14 protein-coding genes and 1 pseudogene are annotated in these 18624 nt (G+C 70.8%); 8 read left to right on the forward strand and 7 right to left on the reverse strand.

Translation table 11 applies throughout. The features are described from left to right. Positions 1 to 8: 8 nt before the first annotated feature. Together AB5J73_RS38185 and AB5J73_RS38190 are read left to right on the forward strand one after the other, a co-directional pair. On the forward strand, positions 9 to 1280 hold the full coding sequence (locus tag AB5J73_RS38185) for an ABC transporter substrate-binding protein (protein WP_370973455.1): 1272 nt from the start codon (positions 9 to 11) through the stop codon (positions 1278 to 1280). Positions 1281 to 1328: 48 nt separating this feature from the next. Next, entirely contained in the window at positions 1329 to 1847 is a 519-nt protein-coding gene (locus tag AB5J73_RS38190) for a GNAT family N-acetyltransferase (RefSeq protein ID WP_370963676.1), read from the forward strand. 52 nt (positions 1848 to 1899) lie between these two features. Here the strand turns inward: AB5J73_RS38190 and AB5J73_RS38195 are convergent, their stop codons facing one another. From AB5J73_RS38195 to AB5J73_RS38210, 4 genes are all read right to left on the reverse strand, one after another. After that, positions 1900 to 3708 carry a glycoside hydrolase family 6 protein gene (locus AB5J73_RS38195; RefSeq protein WP_370963677.1) on the reverse strand — a complete coding sequence of 603 codons (1809 nt, stop codon included), beginning with the start codon at positions 3706 to 3708 and terminating at the stop codon, positions 1900 to 1902. Between the two features lie 31 nt (positions 3709 to 3739). Continuing rightward, positions 3740 to 5317, reverse strand: coding sequence for a cellulase family glycosylhydrolase (locus AB5J73_RS38200; protein ID WP_370963678.1), 1578 nt, complete (start codon positions 5315 to 5317; stop codon positions 3740 to 3742). A gap of 10 nt (positions 5318 to 5327) precedes the next feature. Further along, complete coding sequence (locus AB5J73_RS38205; protein ID WP_370963679.1) at positions 5328 to 8258, reverse strand: glycoside hydrolase family 48 protein; 2931 nt, start codon at positions 8256 to 8258, stop codon at positions 5328 to 5330. 986 nt (positions 8259 to 9244) lie between these two features. Beyond that, positions 9245 to 10240 carry a LacI family DNA-binding transcriptional regulator gene (locus AB5J73_RS38210; protein ID WP_370973457.1) on the reverse strand — a complete coding sequence of 332 codons (996 nt, stop codon included), beginning with the start codon at positions 10238 to 10240 and terminating at the stop codon, positions 9245 to 9247. Between the two features lie 250 nt (positions 10241 to 10490). Here AB5J73_RS38210 and AB5J73_RS38215 point away from each other — a divergent pair, with 250 nt between their 5' ends. The 6 genes from AB5J73_RS38215 (at position 10491) to AB5J73_RS38240 (ending at position 17298) form a co-directional block, all read left to right on the forward strand. After that, positions 10491 to 11792, forward strand: coding sequence for an ABC transporter substrate-binding protein (locus AB5J73_RS38215; protein WP_370963680.1), 1302 nt, complete (start codon positions 10491 to 10493; stop codon positions 11790 to 11792). Between the two features lie 4 nt (positions 11793 to 11796). Next, on the forward strand, positions 11797 to 12786 hold the full coding sequence (locus AB5J73_RS38220) for a carbohydrate ABC transporter permease (protein WP_370963681.1): 990 nt from the start codon (positions 11797 to 11799) through the stop codon (positions 12784 to 12786). Then, a complete protein-coding gene (locus AB5J73_RS38225; RefSeq protein ID WP_370963682.1) occupies positions 12783 to 13655 on the forward strand; it encodes a carbohydrate ABC transporter permease in 873 nt (290 codons plus the stop codon). The genes AB5J73_RS38220 and AB5J73_RS38225 overlap by 4 nt, the downstream gene beginning before the upstream one ends. 44 nt (positions 13656 to 13699) lie before the next feature. Next, entirely contained in the window at positions 13700 to 15064 is a 1365-nt protein-coding gene (locus AB5J73_RS38230) for a GH1 family beta-glucosidase (RefSeq protein WP_370963683.1), read from the forward strand. A gap of 86 nt (positions 15065 to 15150) precedes the next feature. Continuing rightward, positions 15151 to 16917 (forward strand): IlvD/Edd family dehydratase, encoded by a 1767-nt coding sequence (locus AB5J73_RS38235; protein WP_370963684.1) that lies wholly within the window; start codon positions 15151 to 15153, stop codon positions 16915 to 16917. A 72-nt stretch (positions 16918 to 16989) separates the two neighbouring features. Next, positions 16990 to 17298 carry a DUF3040 domain-containing protein gene (locus tag AB5J73_RS38240; RefSeq protein WP_370963685.1) on the forward strand — a complete coding sequence of 103 codons (309 nt, stop codon included), beginning with the start codon at positions 16990 to 16992 and terminating at the stop codon, positions 17296 to 17298. On the opposite strand, the gene AB5J73_RS38245 is transcribed toward AB5J73_RS38240, so the two are convergent. The 3 genes and pseudogenes from AB5J73_RS38245 to AB5J73_RS38255 form a co-directional block, all read right to left on the reverse strand. Beyond that, positions 17295 to 17969: a malic enzyme-like NAD(P)-binding protein gene (locus AB5J73_RS38245; RefSeq protein ID WP_370963686.1), complete on the reverse strand. Its 675-nt coding sequence runs from the start codon at positions 17967 to 17969 to the stop codon at positions 17295 to 17297. The genes AB5J73_RS38240 and AB5J73_RS38245 overlap by 4 nt on opposite strands. Further along, positions 17942 to 18409, reverse strand: a complete 468-nt coding sequence (locus AB5J73_RS38250; RefSeq protein WP_370963687.1) for a hypothetical protein — start codon at positions 18407 to 18409, stop codon at positions 17942 to 17944. The genes AB5J73_RS38245 and AB5J73_RS38250 overlap by 28 nt, the downstream gene beginning before the upstream one ends. A 55-nt stretch (positions 18410 to 18464) precedes the next feature. Beyond that, positions 18465 to 18590, reverse strand: a pseudogene (locus AB5J73_RS38255) (CBS domain-containing protein); the annotation flags it as partial. Positions 18591 to 18624 lie beyond the last annotated feature (34 nt).

The raw sequence follows: 18624 nt of genomic DNA on the forward strand, positions 1-18624 counted from the left end.
GCGCGCACATGAAGCAGATCCGAAGACGGCTGGCTCACGCCGTCACGTTCGTCCTGCTGGTCCTGACCGCGGGCTGCGGGCCGGCCACGCCCGAGAAGATCACGCTGACCCTGGCGACCTTCGGGCAGTTCGGCTACGAAGACCTGATCCCCGGTTACGAGTTCACCCACCCCGGCCTCACGGTGCGGCAGGTCCGCACCGAACAGGGCGGGCCCTACCACCAGGACCTGCTGGCCAAGCTGCAGAACGGCCAGGAGCTCGCCGACGTCCAGGCCGTCGAGGAAGGCCACCTCGCCGACGTGCTCGCCCAGGCGGGGAAGTTCACCGACCTGGCCAAGGCCGGCCCCGCCGACGTCCGGCCCGGCCGCTGGCTGGAGTGGAAGTACGAGGCCGGCCGCAGCAAGGACGGCAAGCTCGTCGGCTACGGCACCGACATCGGTCCGCTCGCCATGTGCTACCGCAAGGACCTGCTCGAAGCGGCCGGCCTGCCCACCGACCCCGGTTCGGTGAAGACGATGTTCGCGTCCTGGAACAGCTACTTCCAGGCGGGCGAGCGGTACGTCAAGCGCGCCAAGGGCAAGGCGTGGTTCGACTCCGCGGCGCAGAACTTCAACGCCATGGTCAACCAGCTCCCGACCGGCTACCTGGACCGCGACGACCACTCCACGCTGGAGACGAACACCGCGCTGCGCGACGCCTGGAACCAGGTCACCACGGCGGTGAAGCAGGGCCAGTCGGCGGGGCTCACGGCGTTCGCCGACGACGGGAACAACGGCCTGCGCCTCGGCGCGTTCGCGACGAAGGTCTGCCCGTCCTGGATGCTCGGCGTCATCGAACAGCAGGCCGGCGTCGGCAACGCGGGCAAGTGGGCGATCACCGACGCCTTCCCCGACGGCGGCGGCAACTGGGGCGGCTCGTACCTGACCGTCCCCGCCTCGAGCGCGCACCCGAAGGAGGCCGCCGCGCTCGCCGCCTGGCTGACCGCGCCCGAGCAGCAGCTGCACGCGTTCCGGGTGAGCGGGAACTTCCCCAGCCAGGTCGACGCCTTCACCTCCCCCGACCTGCTGAGCGAGATGAACGGCTACTTCGGCGGCGCTCTGAGCGGCCAGGTCTTTGTCGCCCAAGCGCAGAAAGTCGGGAAGCCGCAGTACAAGGGCCCGGGCGACGGCAAGATCCAGGAGACGGTGATCGCGCCCGCGCTCAAGTCCGTCGAGCAGGGCGCCGACCCGGCCGCGGTCTGGCAGCAGGTGCTGATCGGGGTGCACCGTCTGGTGCCCTGAGGCGAAACCCGCTCGCTTCGGTCCGGGCCCGTTGGCAGGGTGGGCGCCATGACCGATCTCGCGCCGCTCCTCGGCCACGCCGTCCGCCGCCCCGGGCCGGACGACCACCTGCCCGTGCTCGCCGTCCTCGACAGCTGGTGGGGCGGGCTCGGTGGTCCCGAAGGTTCCCGGCAACGGGCCCTGCTGCTGCCGAAGCTCATGTTCCAGCACTTCACCGCCAGCAGTTTCCTGGTGACCGGCGACGACCGGATCGTGGCGTTCCTGATCGGGTTCCTCTCGCCGTCGCGGCCGGCCGAGAGCTACATCCACTTCGTCGGGGTCGATCCCGCCGAGCGCGGGCGCGGCCTGGGTGCGGCGCTGTACGAGCGCTTCTTCGCCCACAGCCGCGAAAACGGGCGGTCGGTCGTACGAGCGATCACGTCGCCGGTGAACAAGGGTTCGCACGCGTTCCACACCCGGATGGGGTTCGTCACCGAACCAGGGCCGAAGGAGTTCGAGGGGTTGCCGGTCCAGCCCGACTACGACGGGCCGGGCCTGGACCGGCTGAGTTTCCGCAAGGACCTGTGAGTGGAGCCCGGGCCGGGCGGCGGCTGCGCGGCACCGCCCGGCCCGGAAACCGTTACTGCACCGCCGGGTAGGCGTTCTGGACCAGTTCCTCGAACTGGGCCTGGAACCACTTGCCCGACAGCGGCGAGTTCGGCAGGGCGCCGGTCAGGTTGCCGCCGTTCGCCTGGTCGCTGCCGTGGTAGGTCGGGTCGCACATCCGGTCGAAGCCCTTGCCTTCGTCGTTCGGGATCTGCGAGCTCGCGCCGTCGGACTCACCCGGCGGCTTGATCCAGACGTAGGCGTCGAAGTGCGCCGCGGGCGAGGCCGTCGGCCGCACGCCCAGGCCGGCTCCGCTCTGGTTGCACCAGTTGCCGCGGTGCAGCCGCCGGTCGATCCGGCCGGAGTTGACGTAGCTGTCCACGGTGGACCCCGACGCGCCGCTGGGCCGGGCCGCGCCGCCCCAGCCGTTGCGGGAGGTGTCGACCAGCATGCCGATGCCGCTGGGCAGGCCGGCCGAGACGAACGCGTTGTACATCGCCGTGGCGAACGGCACCTCGGCGAAGTACGGGTTCCACTGGTAGAAGGTCGCCGACTTGATCTGCTGCCCGCCGACGGTCAGGTTCGGGTCGGGCAGGTTCGGCTCGGTCAGCGGGGTGTAGTTCGCCGTGTCGCTGATGAAGCCGTCGATGCTGTTCACCCCGGCCGTCGTGCCCTGCAGCGTCTGCTTGACCAGGTTGACGAACGGGCCGAAGTTGCTGTCCCAGCCCAGCCACGCCGAGTGCGCGATGTCCAGGTAGTTGTAGACGTTGGAGATCGCGTGCAGCTTGTTCAGCGCGTACTGGATGCCCTGCGTGTACGCCCCGGTCGACTGCGCTTCGGCGCACTTGGCCGTCGCCGTGTTGGTGATCAGGTTCGGCAGCGAGTCCGGCTCGACGACCGCCACGACCCGCAGCGGCGCGTACTTCGCGTCGGACAGGATCGAGGCGATCGGGTCGATGTACTCGCTCTTGTACCGGGCCAGGCCGTTGGAACCGGCCTGCAGCTCACCGTTGGACGCCAGCGCAGCGCAGTCGCGGTTCGGCAGGTCGTAGACGACGATCTGGATCGTCACCGGCGTGCCGCCGCTCGCCTGGCTCAACGCCGCGTCGAGGTGCCCGCGCAGGCCGCGCGCGCTCGACGTGCCTTCGATGGCCGCGATCCGGTCGAGCCAGACGGCCGTGGAAGTGTTGGCCACCTTGGCCATCTGGGCGCCGAGCGTGCCGCCCTTGGCCGCGGCTGCCGCGCTCACCTCGGCCGACCAGTCCGGGTTCACGTACCCCTTCGCGCCGGCGTATGGGTTGTCCACGTGGGTGCCCGGCTGCGGCGTGGTCGTCACCGTGGTGGGCGTGGTCGGGGTGGTCGGCGTCGTGGGGGTGGTCGGGGTGGTCGGGGTGGTCGACGGGCCGCCCGTGCTGCCGTCGCAGACGACGCCGTTGAGCGTGAACGTGCCGGGGACGGCGTTCGTGCCGGAGTACGAGCCGTTGAAGCCGAAGCTCGCCGTCGCGTTCGACCCGAGCGCGCCGCCCCACGACGGGTTCTTCGCGCTCACGTGCTTGCCGCTCTGGCTGAACGTGGCGCTCCAGCCCTGCTGCACCTGCTGGTTGCCGGCGAAGTCCCACTGGACGTCCCAGCTCGTGAGGGCGTCGCCGAGGTTGGTCACCGCGAGGTTCGCGGTGAAGCCGGTGTCCCACTGGTTGACGGTGTAGGTGACCTTGCACCCGGTGGCGGCGGTCGCCGGGCTGCCGCCGGCCACCAGCAGCCCCGCGACGACCGCGGCGGCCGTCACCGAGGAAGCCGCGGCGAGCCGCACTTTCCTCTTCGGGGACCAGAATTCACTCCTCATCGAGTGTGCTCCTTCGTGTTCGGTGGACGGGTCAGGTGGTGCACGCGGTCGCGCCGACGGCGAAGCCGCTGGGCGAACCGGCCGAGGCGCCGGTCGCCTGGAAGCCGATCGACGTCGAAGCGCCGCCGGCGAGGTCGGGCGCCCAGGTCGGCGCCTTCGCGGTCGCTTGCTGCCCGGACTGGGTGACGGTGGCGCCCCAGCCGCCGGTGATCTGCACCCCCGCAGGCTCGGTCCAGCCGAGCGCCCAGGTCTTCAGCGGCGAAGTCCCGGTGTTCTTGAGGGTCACCGAGGCGACGAACCCGCCCTGCCAGGTGTTGTCGACGTGGTAGGTGACCGCGCAGCTCACCGCCGGCGGCGGATCGGTCGTCCCGCCGCCCGAACCGACCGGCGGGATCAGGTACGGCTGCAGGATCGCCTGCTTGGCCTGGTTGACCGTGGTCCAGTCGTCGTTGAGGATGCCGCCGGTGTCGCCCGAGTTCGGGTTCCACGACCAGTAGGTGAAGCTCATCCCGGAGGTCCCGGTGCCGGCGTACTTCATCAGTTCCTGCAGCCAGGTCTTGTCGCGCGGGTCGGCGAGCGTGCTGCCGAACTCGCCGAGCAGCACCGGCGCGATGTTCTGCTTCTGCAGGTAGCCGAAGAAGTGGTCCCACAGCGCCGGCAGGTTCGCCGGGAACGAGGGGTCGGAGAACCACGGCTGCGCGAACACCGAAGTCGCGTACTCGTGCGCGGAGTAGACGAGCTTGTCCGGTTTGGACAGTCGCACCGGGAACTGCCGGGCCCCGGAGAGGTTCCCGCCCCACCAGCCGCACTGCGGGTCGCCGGTGCCGCTGACGCAGTCGATGCCCTCGACGACGATCAGCCAGTCCGGGTTGGCGGCCAGCACCGCGTTGCCGGCGCGTTCGGCGGCCAGGCGCCAGTCGGTCGCGGTGTCCCCGCAGCCCCAGCACGCTCCCCCGCCGCCCTGGATCGCGTGCGGTTCGTTGTGCAGGTCCGCACCGATGACCGTGGTGTTTCCCTTGTAGTGCTGCGCGAGCATCGTCCAGTCGGAGATCCAGCGGCTCTCCGAGTACGCGGCCGTGTACCAAAGTGGCGATTGCGCGCCGGAGTCCGGCCGGTGCCGGTCGAGCAGCACGCGCATGCCCTTGGTGCCGGCGTAGGCGATGATCTTGTCGAGCACCTGCAGCCCGGACAGCCCCTGCAGGTCCGGGTTCTGGACGGCGTCGATGCTGGTCGGTTTCGACCCGCTGTCGAACAGCTGGTTCGAATACGGCAGCCGCAGCGTGTTGTAGCCGAGGCCGGCCATCTGGTCGAGCATGTCCCGGTAGTTGCGGCTCCACAGGCCGTGCGGCGAGTAGTTGCCGGTTTCGGCGCCGAACCAGTTGATCCCGGTCATCCGCACCGGCGCGCCGGTCGCGTCCACGAGCTGGGCACCGCTGGCGTGCCAATAGCCCGTCCCGGTTCCCGAGGCCGCACTTTCACGTGAAAGTGCGGACCCCAGGTGGGCACTTTCACGTGAAAGTGCGGGAGTGGGGGCCGCGGCGGCCGGGGACGCCGTGAGAACGGCGCCCCCGACCAGTGCGGCGACCACCAAGGAGAGCAGTCGCTTCATCGAGTGCCTTTCAGCCGAACAGGGCGACGTGCGCGGCGAACGCCGTGGCGATCTCCGACTGCGCCCAGAACCGGTGGTAGGTGAACGTCGGCGCGGCGCCACCGTCCAGGTAGGACTGCACCTTCGGCCACTGCGGGTCGCTCTTGTAGAAGGAGCGGATCGAGGTGAACGTCGAGCTCGAGGTGATCGGGTCGCCGTTCGGCATCGTGCCCGTCCAGCCCGAGGGCACGTACAGCCCCTGGTCCGTGGTGGCGTTGTAGGCGTCGTCGAACCGGTTGTAGTCCGACCGGGTCTCCGGCACCGCGATGCCCTGGGTGTCGGTGTTCGCCGACAGGGCCGTCAGCAGCTGCTCGCCGACCGTCTTGGCCTGGGCGTTGCTCGACCCGGACGCGTAGTAGAGCAGCGTCTTGGCGAGCGAGGCCGCGACCCCGACGTCGTTGCTGTAGTTCTTCACCGTGACGTGCAGGCTCGTGTTCGAGCCCGGGCTGGTCGCGTTCCAGGTGTCCGGCGCGCCGGACCACGTCAGGTCGGCCGGGATCTGGAAGCTCCCGCCGGCACCGACCGTGGTGTTGGCGATCGCCCAGGGGACCCACTTGTCGAGGATCTTCTTGGCGCGGGCGTCGTTCGTCGCCTGGTAGTACTCGGCGATCCGCTCCATGCCCCACGTCTGGAAGCCGAACCACTGGTTGCTCGGCGGGTCGTGCCAGACCGGCTGCTGGTCGTAGAACATCCCGTAGAACGTCGGGGTGCCCGACGGCGGGGTGCCGTACTGGCCGTCCCAGCTGTTGGTCGCGCCGCCGGCGAGCCCGCCTTCGGACGACTGCAGCCACTGCAGGAACTCCAGCTGCCGGCCGAGGCTGGTCGCCCAGTCGCTCGCGCCGGTGGCCGAGGTGACCTTCAGCCCCGGGTCCGCCGAAAGCGCGTACGCGGCCAGGGGGTTCTGGTAGCCCTGGTGGGCCGCGCCGTCCCCGATCCGCCACGCCCAGGCGCTGGACGAGTCCATCGAGCCGCCCCAGGCGTAGTACCAGGAGACCAGGTAGTGCTCGCTGTCCTTGCCGGTGCCTGCCGCGCAGCTGGACGCGCCGACGCAGTTGCCGATCTTCTTGAAGTACTTGTCGAACAGCGAGTACCGGAGGTAGTCGCCCATCTTCGACGCCTTCTTCACGACCGCCGAGACGTCCGCGCTCTTGCCCTGCGCGGCCGCCCACTTCTCGGCCTGGAAGGCCACCTGCACGGCGCGGGCGTCCGCGTCGGGCGCGTTGGTGTACTTCCACTGCTTCGCGTACGACGAGTCGCCGGTGAACAGGTCGAGGTAGCCGTTCTTGCCGCCGAACTTCAGGATGTCGCAGCTGGGCTGGGTGACCGTCTCCCAGACCGACTCCTGCGAACCACGCTGGAAGGTGTTGATGAACGCGGGCGCGGTGTTCGTGCCGTCCTCGCAGTGGCCGAACTTGTAGATGTTGTCGACGTCGAGCAGCCAGTGCATGCCGTAGACGTCCGCCGAGCCGTAGGCCGCCTTCAGCTCCGCCGCGATCGGGTCGGCCCCGACCGAGACGTTGGTCTGCAGCTGCGACGGGTACTGCTTCGGGCTCGGGTACTCGGCCGCGTAGGTCGCCGGCTTGCTCGCGTTGTAGCCGGAGTTGCCGGGCTGGTCGGCCGCCGACGGGATCGCGTAGGTCTCGATCGACGTCCAGGCCTGGTTGAACGGGGCCCAGTCACCGGTGACCCGGCCGTAGGACGCCTCCAGCCACAGGTAGTAGCTGAACGCCTCCGACGTCGTCTCGTGCCCGTGGTCCGGCGCCTCGACGATCAGCGTCTCGATCGAGTGGTAGGGCACCAGGATGTTCCCGAACTTGCGGAAGTAGCCGTTGTTCGGATCCTTGATCTTGTTGTACTGCGTGAGGAACGCGAGCTGGTAGTCCGATGTGGACGACGAGATCTCGTTCACCGTCACCGTGGCCGCGGTGTAGCCGGAGCTGCTCGCGGTGAAGGTGGCGCTGCCGAGCGCTCCCCCGTTGTCCGCGCTCTTCACGGTGACGTTCTGCGGGGTGTTCCAGTTCGTCGTCGAGAAGGTGAGGCTCGCGGGGGTCGCGGTGAGGTCGGTGCTGCCGGCCGTCCGGGCCACGGCGACGGTCACCGGGGCGGTGGGCGCGCCGGCGAGGCTGACCGCGAACGTCGTCGTGCCGCCCTGCTTGACCTGCGCGGTCGCCGGGGTGGCGACGATCGTCGGTCCGGAGAGGACCTTCACGCTGACCGGGCTGGACGACATGCTCGCGCCCTTGTTGTCGTAGGCCTTGGCGGTGATCGAGTAGGTCCCGGCCGGGACGTTGCCCCAGCTGCCTTCGAACGGCGCGGCCGTGTCGGTGGCCAGCAGCGTGTCCCCGGCGTAGAACTCGACCTTGCTCACGGTGCCGTCGCTGTCCGCGGCGGTCGCGGCGAGCGGGACCGTGGCGGGGGCGTAGTAGGTGCCGCTCGCGGTGGGCGAGGTCAGCGTGACCGTCGGCGCCTTGTTGGCCCCGGTGCACGCGGTGCCGTTGACGGAGAAGTCGGTCGGCGGCCGGTTGGCGGAGCCCTTCGTGCCGTTGAAGCCGAAGCCGGTGCTCGCCCCGGTGTCGAGGTGGCCGTTGTAGGAGAGGTTCGACGCGGTGACCGCGGCGCCGGTCTGGGCGAAGGTGGCGCTCCAGCCCTGCTGGACCTTCTGGCCGTCGAGGAAGGTCCAGCCGACCTTCCAGCTGTCGAGCGGCGAGCCGTCGTTGCGCAGCGAGACGTTGGCGGTGAACCCGGAGTCCCAGTCGTTGGTGGTGTAGGTGACGGAACAGGCGACGTCGGCGCCGAGCGCCGGAGGTGGGGCGACCAGCGCGGCGGCGGCCGCGACCGTGGCCGTGACCAGGGCCAGGCCGCGCGACCGGCGCAATCTGCGCCATCGGGGTGAGGAACGCATGGCTGCGGAACTCCTTTGTCCGTAGGGAGCCAGCGATCTGGGAGCGCTTCCAGGCGCAGACGGTAGCCAGCCGGAAACCTGGATGTAAAGAATCGAGTCAGAAGGACACCTCGGCCGCGGACGTCACTTCTGCGCGCCGGGCGAACGACGGCGCACTGAACACTCCTGAACAGCCCCACCCGATGGTGGGCTTGTCACTCGTTCAGTCCAGCGCGGCGGTGACGGGGAGTGGTGAGGAAACGCTGTTTAGCGCCGAAGGCGTGCATCTCGGGCGGACGGGTGCCACTCACCGAGACCGCACATTCGACGCCGGGTTCGCGAGTGCTGGGGATCGGTGCGCGTCCGAACGGCCGCACGGGGTGGCCCGAGGACCCGTCCGGCACCCCGGGAGGCTTCGGCGAGGCGGCACCCGCACGGTCCCGAATGAGTCATTCGCGACCTCCGCGGCGGCGCGGGGAGCGCATCCGCACGCCCGGCGGCTCGGCGAACGTCTCGAATGAGTCATTCAGGACCTCGGAGGTCCCGAATGACTCATTCGAGACACCTCGGCCACGGCCGGCGGCGCGGGAAGAGTGCGGTGCGGGCGGCCGGCAGTGCTGGAAGCAGGCGGCCGGCGGTGCGGGGAACCGGCGACGCAGGGAGCGTGCGGCGCGGCGCCTGACGGCAGCCGGGAGACGGCGGCGCGGGCGGCCGGCCACGGGAAACGTGCGACGCTGGGCGGGGGCCGCCCGCGGCACGAGGAGCCCGCAGCGCAGGGAGCCCGCAACGCGGGGAGCCCGCAGCGCAGGCGCCGGCGGCGCGGGCGCCCGGAGGCGCGAGGAAGCCGCGGCGCAGGGAGCCCGCAGCGCAGGGAGCCCGCAGCGCAGGGAGCCCGCCGTGCGGGGAGCCCGCGGTGCGGGCGCCGGCGGCGCAGGCGCCCGGCGGTGCAGGCGCCCGGCGGTGCAAGGAACATGCAGCGCAGGGCAACGTGCGGCGCGGGGAGACCCTCAGCTCGAGGCGCGCACCGCCAGCGAAACCGGCAGGACCTGCTGCCGCGGCTTCAGGCTCTGGTCGTCGAGCAGCTGCAGCAACGTCTCCACCATCGCGTGGACCTGCTCGCGCGGGTCCTGGTGCACCGACGTCAGCGGGGGGTCCATCGCCGGGGCCAGGGTGGCGTTGTCGTCGAAGCTGACCACTGCCACGTCGGCCGGGATGCGGCGGCCCGCCGCGTCCAGGGTGCGCAACGCGCCCACCGCCATCATGTCGCTCGCGACGAACACCGCGTCGAGGTCCGGGTGGCGGGCGAGCAGGGCGGACATCGCGTTCGCGCCGCCGGACAGCGTGAAGTCGGCTTCTTCGGCCAGGTCGGCCGGGTCGAGGCCGGCGTCCAGGAGCGTCTTGCGCCAGCCGGCGAGGCGGTCGATCGAGGCGCTCTGGTCCTGGGGGCCGGCGATCGTGCCGATCCGCCGGCGCCCGGCCGCGACCAGGTGTTCCACCGCCAGGCGCGCGCCGCCTTCGTTGTCGAAGTCGACGACGTGGACGCCGCGGCGGATGCCGGCCGCCTGGCCGCCGAACACGACCGGGATGCGCAGCAGGCGCAGGGCCTTGGGGAGCGGGTCGGCCCGGTGCGGCGCGAACACCAGCGCGCCGTCGACGTGCCCGCCCTCGAGGAACCGGACGGTCTTGCTCAGGTCCTCGCGCGTGTCGCTGAAGATGAGCACCATCTGGCGGCCGACGTCGGCGAGTTCGCGGTACCCGGCGCGCATGACGGACGTCCGGTACGGGTCGTCGAGGAGCCGGTTTTCCGGCTCCGAGAGCACCACGGCGATCGCGCCGGTGCGGCGGGTGACCAGCGAGCGGGCCGCCTGGTTCGGGGAATAGCCCAGGTCACGGGCCGCGGCTTGGACCTTCTCGCGCGCCGCCGCGCTGACGTACGCGTCGTCGTTCAGCGCGCGCGACGCCGTCGACCGCGACACGCCGGCGAACGCCGCGACGTCCTCCAGCGTCGGCCGCTCTTCATCCCCTGCTCGAGGCCCCACACCTACCGCCCTCGCTCCCACAACCACCCGGACGTCGACAGCTTAACCGGCGAGCGGGGACTAAGTCCGGGAGCGCTCCTCGCAGGAAACGCTCCGGTTACGACCCCTTGACACCGGTGAGACCCCCAAGCAGACTCTGCGACACCTGGGAGCGCTCCCAGATCGGCTCCCAGCAGTGAGAGCGCTCATTCCCGTCAACAAGGTGGTTGGACACGTGAGAACGATCCGGAACGGCCTGGTCCTGGCACTGGGCATCACGATGACGGCGCTCGGCGCCACGGCCTGTGGTGGCGGCGGTGACGCAACGCCCCCCGCCGCGGGTCCGAACGAGCACGTAGACCTGACGCTGGCGACGTTCACCGAGTTCGGCTACGAGGCCCTCATCCCGGAGTACGAGCGGCTGCACCCGAACATCAAGATCACCCACCGCAAGACCGGCCAGGGCGGCCCGTACCACGAAGAGCTCGTCACCAAGCTCGCCGCCGGCTCGGGCCTCGCCGACGTCACGGCGCTCGAAGAGGGCCACCTGTCCGACTTCCTCGACAAGGGTTCGAAGTTCAACGACCTGAGCAAGATCGGACCGGCCGACGCCTCCCCCGACCGCTGGCTGAGCTGGAAGTACGACGCCGCCAAGACCAAGGACGGCAAGCTCATCGGCTACGGCACCGACATCGGCCCGCTCGCCATGTGCTACCGCAAGGACATGTTCAAGGCCGCCGGCCTGCCGGACGACCCCGAAGCGGTCAAGCCGCTGTTCGCCACCTGGGACAGCTACTTCGCCGCGGGTGCGGACTTCGTGAAGAAGAGCAACGGCAAGGCGTGGTTCGACTCGGCCGCGCAGAACTTCAACGCCATGGTCAACCAGCTCCCCCAGGGCTACATCGGCAGCGACGACAAGCTGGCCGTCGAGGGCAACCAGGGCATCAAGGACGCCTGGACCAAGGTCACCGACGCGGTCGCCAAGGGCGAGTCGGCCAAGCTCACCGCGTTCAGCAACGAGTGGAACACCGGCTTCAAGCAGGGCGCGTTCGCCACGAAGGTGTGCCCGGCCTGGATGCTCGGCGTGATCAAGGAGCAGGCCGGCCCGGAGAACGCCGGCAAGTGGGCGGTCACCGCGGCCTTCCCCGGCGGCGGCGGGAACTGGGGTGGCTCGTACCTGACCGTGCCGACGCAGTCGAAGCACCCGAAGGAGGCCGCCGAGCTCGCGGCCTGGCTGACCGCCCCGGAGCAGCAGATCAAGGCGTTCCAGGCCAAGGGCACGTTCCCGAGCCAGGTCAAGGCCCTCACCGACCCCGCGCTGCTGGGCAAGACCGACGACTACTTCGGCGGCACGAAGGTCGGCGAGCTGTTCGCCGAGCAGGCCAAGAAGGTCCAGAAGCCGCAGTACAAGGGCCCGGGCGACGGCCAGATCCAGGAGAACGCGTCCAGCCCGGCCCTGCAGGCGGTCGAACAGGGCAAGTCGGCGGCGGACGGCTGGAACCAGATGGTCGAAGCCGCGAAGAAGATCACGCGCTGAGCCGATGACCGTCCTCGACAAGGTCGCGCCGGAAGGGAGCAAGGCCGGGGAGCGCACGTCTCCCCGGCCCACCTTCCGTCACCGGTTGAGCCGGTGGGACGTCAAGGTCTCGCCGTACCTCTACATCGCGCCGTTCTTCATCCTCTTCGGGATCGTCGGGCTGTTCCCGCTGCTCTACACGGCGTACGTCTCGCTGTTCAAGTGGGAGGCCGGAAGCGACGATCCCGACTTCATCGGCCTCGACAACTTCAAGGAGCTCTTCGCCGACGCGCAGTTCTGGAACGCGCTGACGAACACGATCAGCATCTTCCTGCTCTCCAGCGTCCCGCAGATCATCATCGCCGTGCTCCTGGCGGCCCTGCTCGGCGCCCGGTTGCGCGGTGCGACCGGCTGGCGGGTGGGCATCCTGCTGCCGTACGCGGCCAGCCTCGTCGCCATCGGCATCATCTTCGCCAACCTGTTCGGACCCAAGTACGGGCTGATCAACGGCGTGCTGCAGACCATCGGGCTGGACCCGGTCGACTGGCAGGCCAACCGCTTCGGCAGCCACGTCGCGATCGCGATCATGGTCAACTGGCGCTGGACCGGCTACAACGCCCTGATCGTGCTGGCGGCCATGCAGGCCATCCCGAAGGAGCTGCACGAAGCGGCGCTGATCGACGGCGCCGGCACGTGGCGCCGCTTCTGGAACGTCACCCTGCCGCTGCTCCGGCCGACGCTGATCTTCGTCACCATCACCTCGACGATCGGCGGCCTGCAGATCTTCACCGAGCCGAAGCTGTTCGACGCCATGCCCGGGTCGAACAACGGCGGTTCGACCAACCAGTTCCAGACCGTGACGCTGTACCTCTACCAGACGGCGTTCCAGAACGCCGATCTCGGCTACGCCTCGGCGATCGCCTGGGTGCTGTTCCTGATCATCGTGCTGATCGCGCTGGGGAACTTCTTCCTCACCGGCCGGCTCGCCCGTCCCCAGGCGGTGAAGAAGAAATGACGACGCTCCAGAGTGAGAGCCACAAAGCCGGACTACGGCAGAAGGTCGCCACGCTCGGCAAGCCACGCAAGGCGACCTACGTCGTGCTGGCGATCTTCGTGCTCGGTTCGCTGTTCCCGTTCTACTGGTCGTTCCTGGTGGCCAGCCGCGACAACGGGATGCTCACCGAGCGCATCCCGCCGTTCGTGCCCGGCGGCAACTTCTTCGCCAACGCCTCGCGGGTGTTCGACACGGTGCCGTTCTGGAAGGCACTGGCCAACAGCGTCATCGTGTCCGGCACGGTGACCCTGACGACGGTGCTGTTCTCGTCGCTGGCCGGGTTCGCCTTCGCGAAACTGCGGTTCCGGGGGCGGAACAAGCTGTTCGTGTTCATCGTCGTCACGCTCGCCGTGCCCACCCAGCTGGGCATCATCCCGCTGTTCATCGCGATGTCCGAACTGGGCTGGACCGGGACCCTGACGGCGGTGATCGTGCCCAACCTGGTCACCGCGTTCGGCGTGTTCTGGATGCGGCAGTACACAGTGGACGCACTGCCGTACGAGCTGATCGAGGCCGCGCGCGTCGACGGCTGCAGCATGATCCGGATCTTCTGGAACGTCTGCCTGCCCGCGGTCCGGCCGGCCGCCGCGATCCTGGCGATGTTCACGTTCATGATGTCCTGGAACGACTTCCTGTGGCCGCTGGTGGTCCTGGACGCGGGCAACCCGACCGTCCAGGTCGCGCTGGAGAAGCTCCAGAGCGGCTACTACGTCGACTATTCGCTGGTGCTGGCCGGCACGACCCTGGCCACCATCCCGATCCTCATCGTCTTCGTCCTCCTCGGCCGCCAGATCGTGGCCGGGATCATGCAAGGTGCCGTGAAAGGGTGAACATGTCCGTACATCCCGACAGCGTTCGGGCGGAGACAGCGCTGATGTTCCCGCCCGGATTCGTCTGGGGCGCCGCCACCGCGGCGTTCCAGGTGGAAGGAGCCACCACGGCCGACGGGCGCACGGACTCGGTCTGGGACGTCTTCGCGCGCCGTCCGGGTGCGGTCGTGGGCGGCGACACCGGCGACCCGGCGGCCGACCACTACCGCCGGTACGCCGAGGACGTCGCCCTGATGCGGCGCCTCGGGCTCGGCGCCTACCGCTTCTCGCTGGCCTGGCCGCGGGTCCGGCCGGACGGCGGCGCGCCGAACGCCGCCGGGCTCGCCTTCTACGACCGGCTGGTCGACTGCCTGCTGGAGGCGGGCGTCCAGCCGTGGGCGACGCTCTACCACTGGGACCTCCCGCAGGTGCTGGAGGAGCAGGGCGGCTGGACCTCGCGGGACACCGCGTACCGGTTCGCCGAGTACACCGAGACGGTGCTGGAACGGCTCGGTGACCGCGTCGCGAGCTGGTCGACGCTGAACGAGCCGTGGTGCGCGGCGATGCTCGGCTACGCGGGCGGCATCCACGCGCCCGGCCGCACCGACCACCCCGCCGCCGTCGCCGCCACCCACCACCTGCTGCTGGGCCACGGGCTGGCGATGGACGTCATCCGCCGCCACGCCCCCGGCGTCCCGGCCGGGATCACGCTGAACCTGTACCCGGTGGCCCCGCACGACCCGGCCAACGTCGCCGACGTCGCCGCGGCCCGCCGCATCGACGGCCTGCAGAACCGGCTGTTCCTCGACCCGGTGCTGCGCGGCGGCTACCCGGACGACCTGGTCGCCGACCTCGAGCCGTTCGGGCTGGGCGACGTCGTCGAACCCGAGGACAGCGCGATCATCGCGGCGCACGTCGACTGGCTGGGCGTGAACTACTACCGCGACTACCGCGTCGCGGGCCGCCCGGTGCCGGGCAGCGAACCGGCGGGCCCGGAGTGGGTCGGCGCCGGCGACGTCCACTTCGTCCCGGACCCGGCGGCTCCGCGCACGGACTCGGGCTGGGAGGTCCAGCCGGCCGGCCTGACGGAGTCGTTGCTGCAGGTCCACCGCGGCTACCGGCGGGTCCCGCTGTACATCACGGAGAACGGGGCGGCCTACCCCGACGTCGTCGGCGACGGCGGTGACATCGTCGACACCGACCGCGTGGCCTTCCTGGACTCGCACCTGCGGGCGGCGCACGACGCGCTGGAGGCGGGGGTGGACCTGCGCGGGTACTTCTACTGGTCGCTGCTCGACAACTTCGAGTGGGCCGAGGGGTACGCGAAGCGGTTCGGCCTGGTGCACGTGGACTACGCGACGCAGGTCCGGACGCTGAAGCGCAGCGCGCAGTGGTACTCCCGGGTGATCGGGATGAACGGCCTGGGCTGAGCCCTGGTTGGTGGCGGGCGCCGGCGCGGGCGCCCGCCGCGAACCGGGGCGTGCATTCCCGGACCGCCGTTGCCAGACTGGCCGGTATGGGACTGCGCAGCGAAGCTTGGTTCAACAACCCCGCCGACCCCGGGATGACCGCGCTCTACCTCGAGCGGTACCAGAACTGGGGTCTCACGCGGGAGGAGCTCCAGTCCGGCAGGCCGATCATCGGGATCGCGCAGACCGGCTCCGACCTGTCGCCCTGCAACCGGCACCACCTGCAGCTCGCCGACCGCACCCGCGAAGGCATCCGCGAGGCGGGCGGGATCGCGATCGAGTTCCCGGTGCACCCGATCCAGGAGACCGGCAAGCGCCCGACCGCCGCCCTCGACCGGAACCTCGCCTACCTCGGGCTGGTCGAGACGCTCTACGGCTACCCCCTCGACGGCGTCGTCCTGACCACCGGCTGCGACAAGACCACGCCCGCGTGCCTGATGGCCGCCGCGACCGTCGACCTCCCGGCCATCGTGCTGTCCGGCGGCCCCATGCTCAACGGCTGGTACCGGGGCGAGCGCACCGGGTCCGGCACCATCGTCTGGAAGGCCCGCGAGCTGCTCGCCGCCGGGGAGATCGACGACGCCGGGTTCATGGAGCTCGTCGCGTCGTCGGCGCCGTCGCCCGGGCACTGCAACACCATGGGCACCGCTTCCACGATGAACGCGCTCGCCGAAGCGCTCGGGATGAGCTTGCCCGGCTGCGCGGCCATCCCGGCGCCACACCGCGACCGGGCGCGGATGGCCTACCGCACCGGGCTGCGGATCGTCGAGCTGGTCCGCGAGGACCTCAAGCCGTCCGACATCCTGACGCGCGAAGCCTTCGAGAACGCCATCGTGGTGAACTCGGCGATCGGCGGCTCGACCAACGCGCCCATCCACATCGGCGCCATCGCCCGGCACATCGGCGTCGACCTGCCGCTCGACGACTGGCAGCGGCTCGGCCACGCCGTCCCGCTGCTGGTCGACCTGCAGCCCGCGGGCAAGTACCTCGGCGAGGAGTTCCACCGCGCCGGCGGCGTCCCGGCGGTCGTGCACGAGCTGATGCGGCACCAGCTGATCCACGAGGACACCCGCACCGTCAACGGCCGCACCCTCGGCGACAACTGCCGCGACGCCGAGGCCGGCGACCGGGACGTCATCCGGACCTTCGGCACCGCCCTCACCGCCGACGCGGGGTTCCTCGTCCTCAAGGGCAACCTCTTCGACGCGGCGATCATGAAGTCCAGCGTCATCTCGCCGGAGTTCCGGCGCCGCTACCTGGCCGGCGGGGTCTACGAGGGCACCGCGGTCGTGTTCGACGGCCCGGAGGACTACCACGCCCGCATCGACGACCCGGGCCTCGGCGTCGACGAGCACTCGCTGCTCGTGATGCGCGGCACCGGCCCGCTCGGCTACCCGGGCTCCGCGGAGGTCGTGAACATGCGGCCGCCGGCGGAGCTGATCAAACGCGGCGTGCACGAGCTGCCCTGCCTCGGCGACGGCCGCCAGTCGGGCACCTCCGGCTCGCCGTCGATCCTCAACGCCTCCCCCGAGGCCGCGGCGGGCGGCGGGCTCGCCGTGCTGCGGACCGGCGACCGCGTGCGGATCGACCTGGCCGCGGGCACCGCCGACGTCCTGATCCCCGACGAGGTACTCGCGCTGCGCCACAAGGAGCTCGCCGAAGCGGGCGGCTACCCGGTACCGGAAGCGCAGACGCCGTGGCAGGAGGTCCAGCGGTCGATGGTCGACCAGCTCTGCGACGGCATGGTGCTGCGGCCGGCGGTGGCGTACCAGCGGATCGCGCGGACGAAGGGCATTCCCCGCGACAACCACTGACTTTCGCGCGCCGGCCCGCTTCGAACCGGCTCCGAGCGGGTACCACTCCGGTAGCCGAGGCGAGGAGGACCCATGCTTCCGGAGCGAGAAGACCACGCGCTGCGCGAAATCGAAGCGGAGCTGCGGGCGAGTGATCCCGCGTTCGCCGCCGCCTTCACCGGCCGCGAGCTGCGCCGGATCAGGCGCTCGAACCTGCTGCTCGTCCTCTGCGACGTCACGGCCGTCGTGATGCTGCTCGTCGGCCTCTTCGCCAGGGACGCCGCGCTCGTGCTCTGGGGCACCGTGAGCGCGGGGGCGCTGGTGGCGTGGCACATCGCCCGCGCCGAAACGGCCCGCCAGGCCACCGAAGACGGCGCCGCCCCCACCGCGGGAGCCCGCTAGTCCACAGTGGACCAGCCGGTCGCCTTCGCCGCGCCCGCCACCGCTTCGGCCATCGCGGGCACCAGCGCTTCGTCGAACACGCTCGGCACGATCCGCCCCGGCGCCAGGTCCTCCCCCACGACGTCCGCCAGCGCGCGGGCCGCCGCGATCAGCATGTGCCCGGTCACCCGCGGCGCGCCCGAGTCGAGCAGGCCGCGGAACATCCCGGGGAACGCCAGCACGTTGTTGATCTGGTTGGGGAAGTCGCTGCGGCCGGTCGCGACGATCTCGGCGTGCCGACCGGCGGCCTCGGGATCGACCTCCGGGTCCGGGTTGGCCAGCGCGAAGACGATCGGGCGCGCCGCCATGGCCTCGACGTCCTCCGCCGCCAGCAGCCCGCCGGCGCTCACGCCGACGAAGACGTCCGCGCCGCGCAGGGCGGCTTGCAGCGTGCCGGTGGCGCCGCCGGTGTTGGTGTTCTCCGCGAGCCAGCCCTTCTCCCCCACCAGGTCCCGGTCTTCGTGCAGGACGCCGTCGCTGTCGCAGACGACGATCCCGTCGGGCCGGTAGCCGGCGCGCAGCAGCAGCCGGGCGATCGCGCTGCCCGCCGCGCCGGCGCCGGAAATGACGACCGACGTCCCCGCCGGGTCGCGGCCGGTCAGCTTCAGCGCGTTGTGCAGCGCGCCGAGCACGACGACCGCGGTGCCGTGCTGGTCGTCGTGGAAGACGGGATGTCGAGCTCGTCGTGCAGCCGCCGTTCGACGGTGAAGCAGCGCGGGGCGGCGATGTCTTCGAGGTTGATCGCGCCGAACGACGTCGCGAGGTCCTTCACCGTGCGGACCAGGTCGTCGGGTTCGCGGCTGACCGGGCAGATCGGCCAGGCGTCGACGTCGGCGAACCGCTTGAGCAGGGCCGCCTTGCCCTCCATCACCGGCAGCGCCGCGGCCGGGCCCCGGTCACCGAGCCCGAGCAGCGCGGACCCGTCGGAGACGATGGCGACCGAGTTGGCCTTGACCGTCTCGCGGGCGAGCACCGACGGGTCGTCGGCGACCCGCTTCGCCTGGTCCGCGACGCCCGGCGTGTAGTGCTCGGCCAGGTCCTCGGGGGTGTCCAGGGCGACGCGGGTCGCCACTTCCACTTTTCCTCGGCTGCGCGTCATACCGGCCGGGTACCCGGGCGGGCGCACGTCAGTCGTGGGAGAGCGCCTCGACGAGTTCGCCGGCACCCGGGTCCGGCAGCGCCCTGGCCACGCCGGCCTGCGCCACGATGCCGGCCAGGTCGTGCCCGTCGATCACCGGCAGCCGGCGGACGCGGCCCGCCAACCCGGGGTCGCCGGGTTTACTCGGC

This window comes from Amycolatopsis sp. cg9, from assembly GCF_041346945.1.
Taxonomy (GTDB): Bacteria; Actinomycetota; Actinomycetes; order Mycobacteriales; family Pseudonocardiaceae; genus Amycolatopsis.

Coding starts and splice junctions, on each gene's coding strand:
- AB5J73_RS38185 (WP_370973455.1), top strand. CDS start 9: ATGAAGCAGATCCGAAGACGGCTGGCTCACGCCGTCACGTTCGTCCTG.
- AB5J73_RS38190 (WP_370963676.1), top strand. CDS start 1,329: ATGACCGATCTCGCGCCGCTCCTCGGCCACGCCGTCCGCCGCCCCGGG.
- AB5J73_RS38195 (WP_370963677.1), bottom strand. CDS start 3,708: ATGAGGAGTGAATTCTGGTCCCCGAAGAGGAAAGTGCGGCTCGCCGCG.
- AB5J73_RS38200 (WP_370963678.1), bottom strand. CDS start 5,317: ATGAAGCGACTGCTCTCCTTGGTGGTCGCCGCACTGGTCGGGGGCGCC.
- AB5J73_RS38205 (WP_370963679.1), bottom strand. CDS start 8,258: ATGCGTTCCTCACCCCGATGGCGCAGATTGCGCCGGTCGCGCGGCCTG.
- AB5J73_RS38220 (WP_370963681.1), top strand. CDS start 11,797: ATGACCGTCCTCGACAAGGTCGCGCCGGAAGGGAGCAAGGCCGGGGAG.
- AB5J73_RS38225 (WP_370963682.1), top strand. CDS start 12,783: ATGACGACGCTCCAGAGTGAGAGCCACAAAGCCGGACTACGGCAGAAG.
- AB5J73_RS38230 (WP_370963683.1), top strand. CDS start 13,700: ATGTTCCCGCCCGGATTCGTCTGGGGCGCCGCCACCGCGGCGTTCCAG.
- AB5J73_RS38235 (WP_370963684.1), top strand. CDS start 15,151: ATGGGACTGCGCAGCGAAGCTTGGTTCAACAACCCCGCCGACCCCGGG.
- AB5J73_RS38240 (WP_370963685.1), top strand. CDS start 16,990: ATGCTTCCGGAGCGAGAAGACCACGCGCTGCGCGAAATCGAAGCGGAG.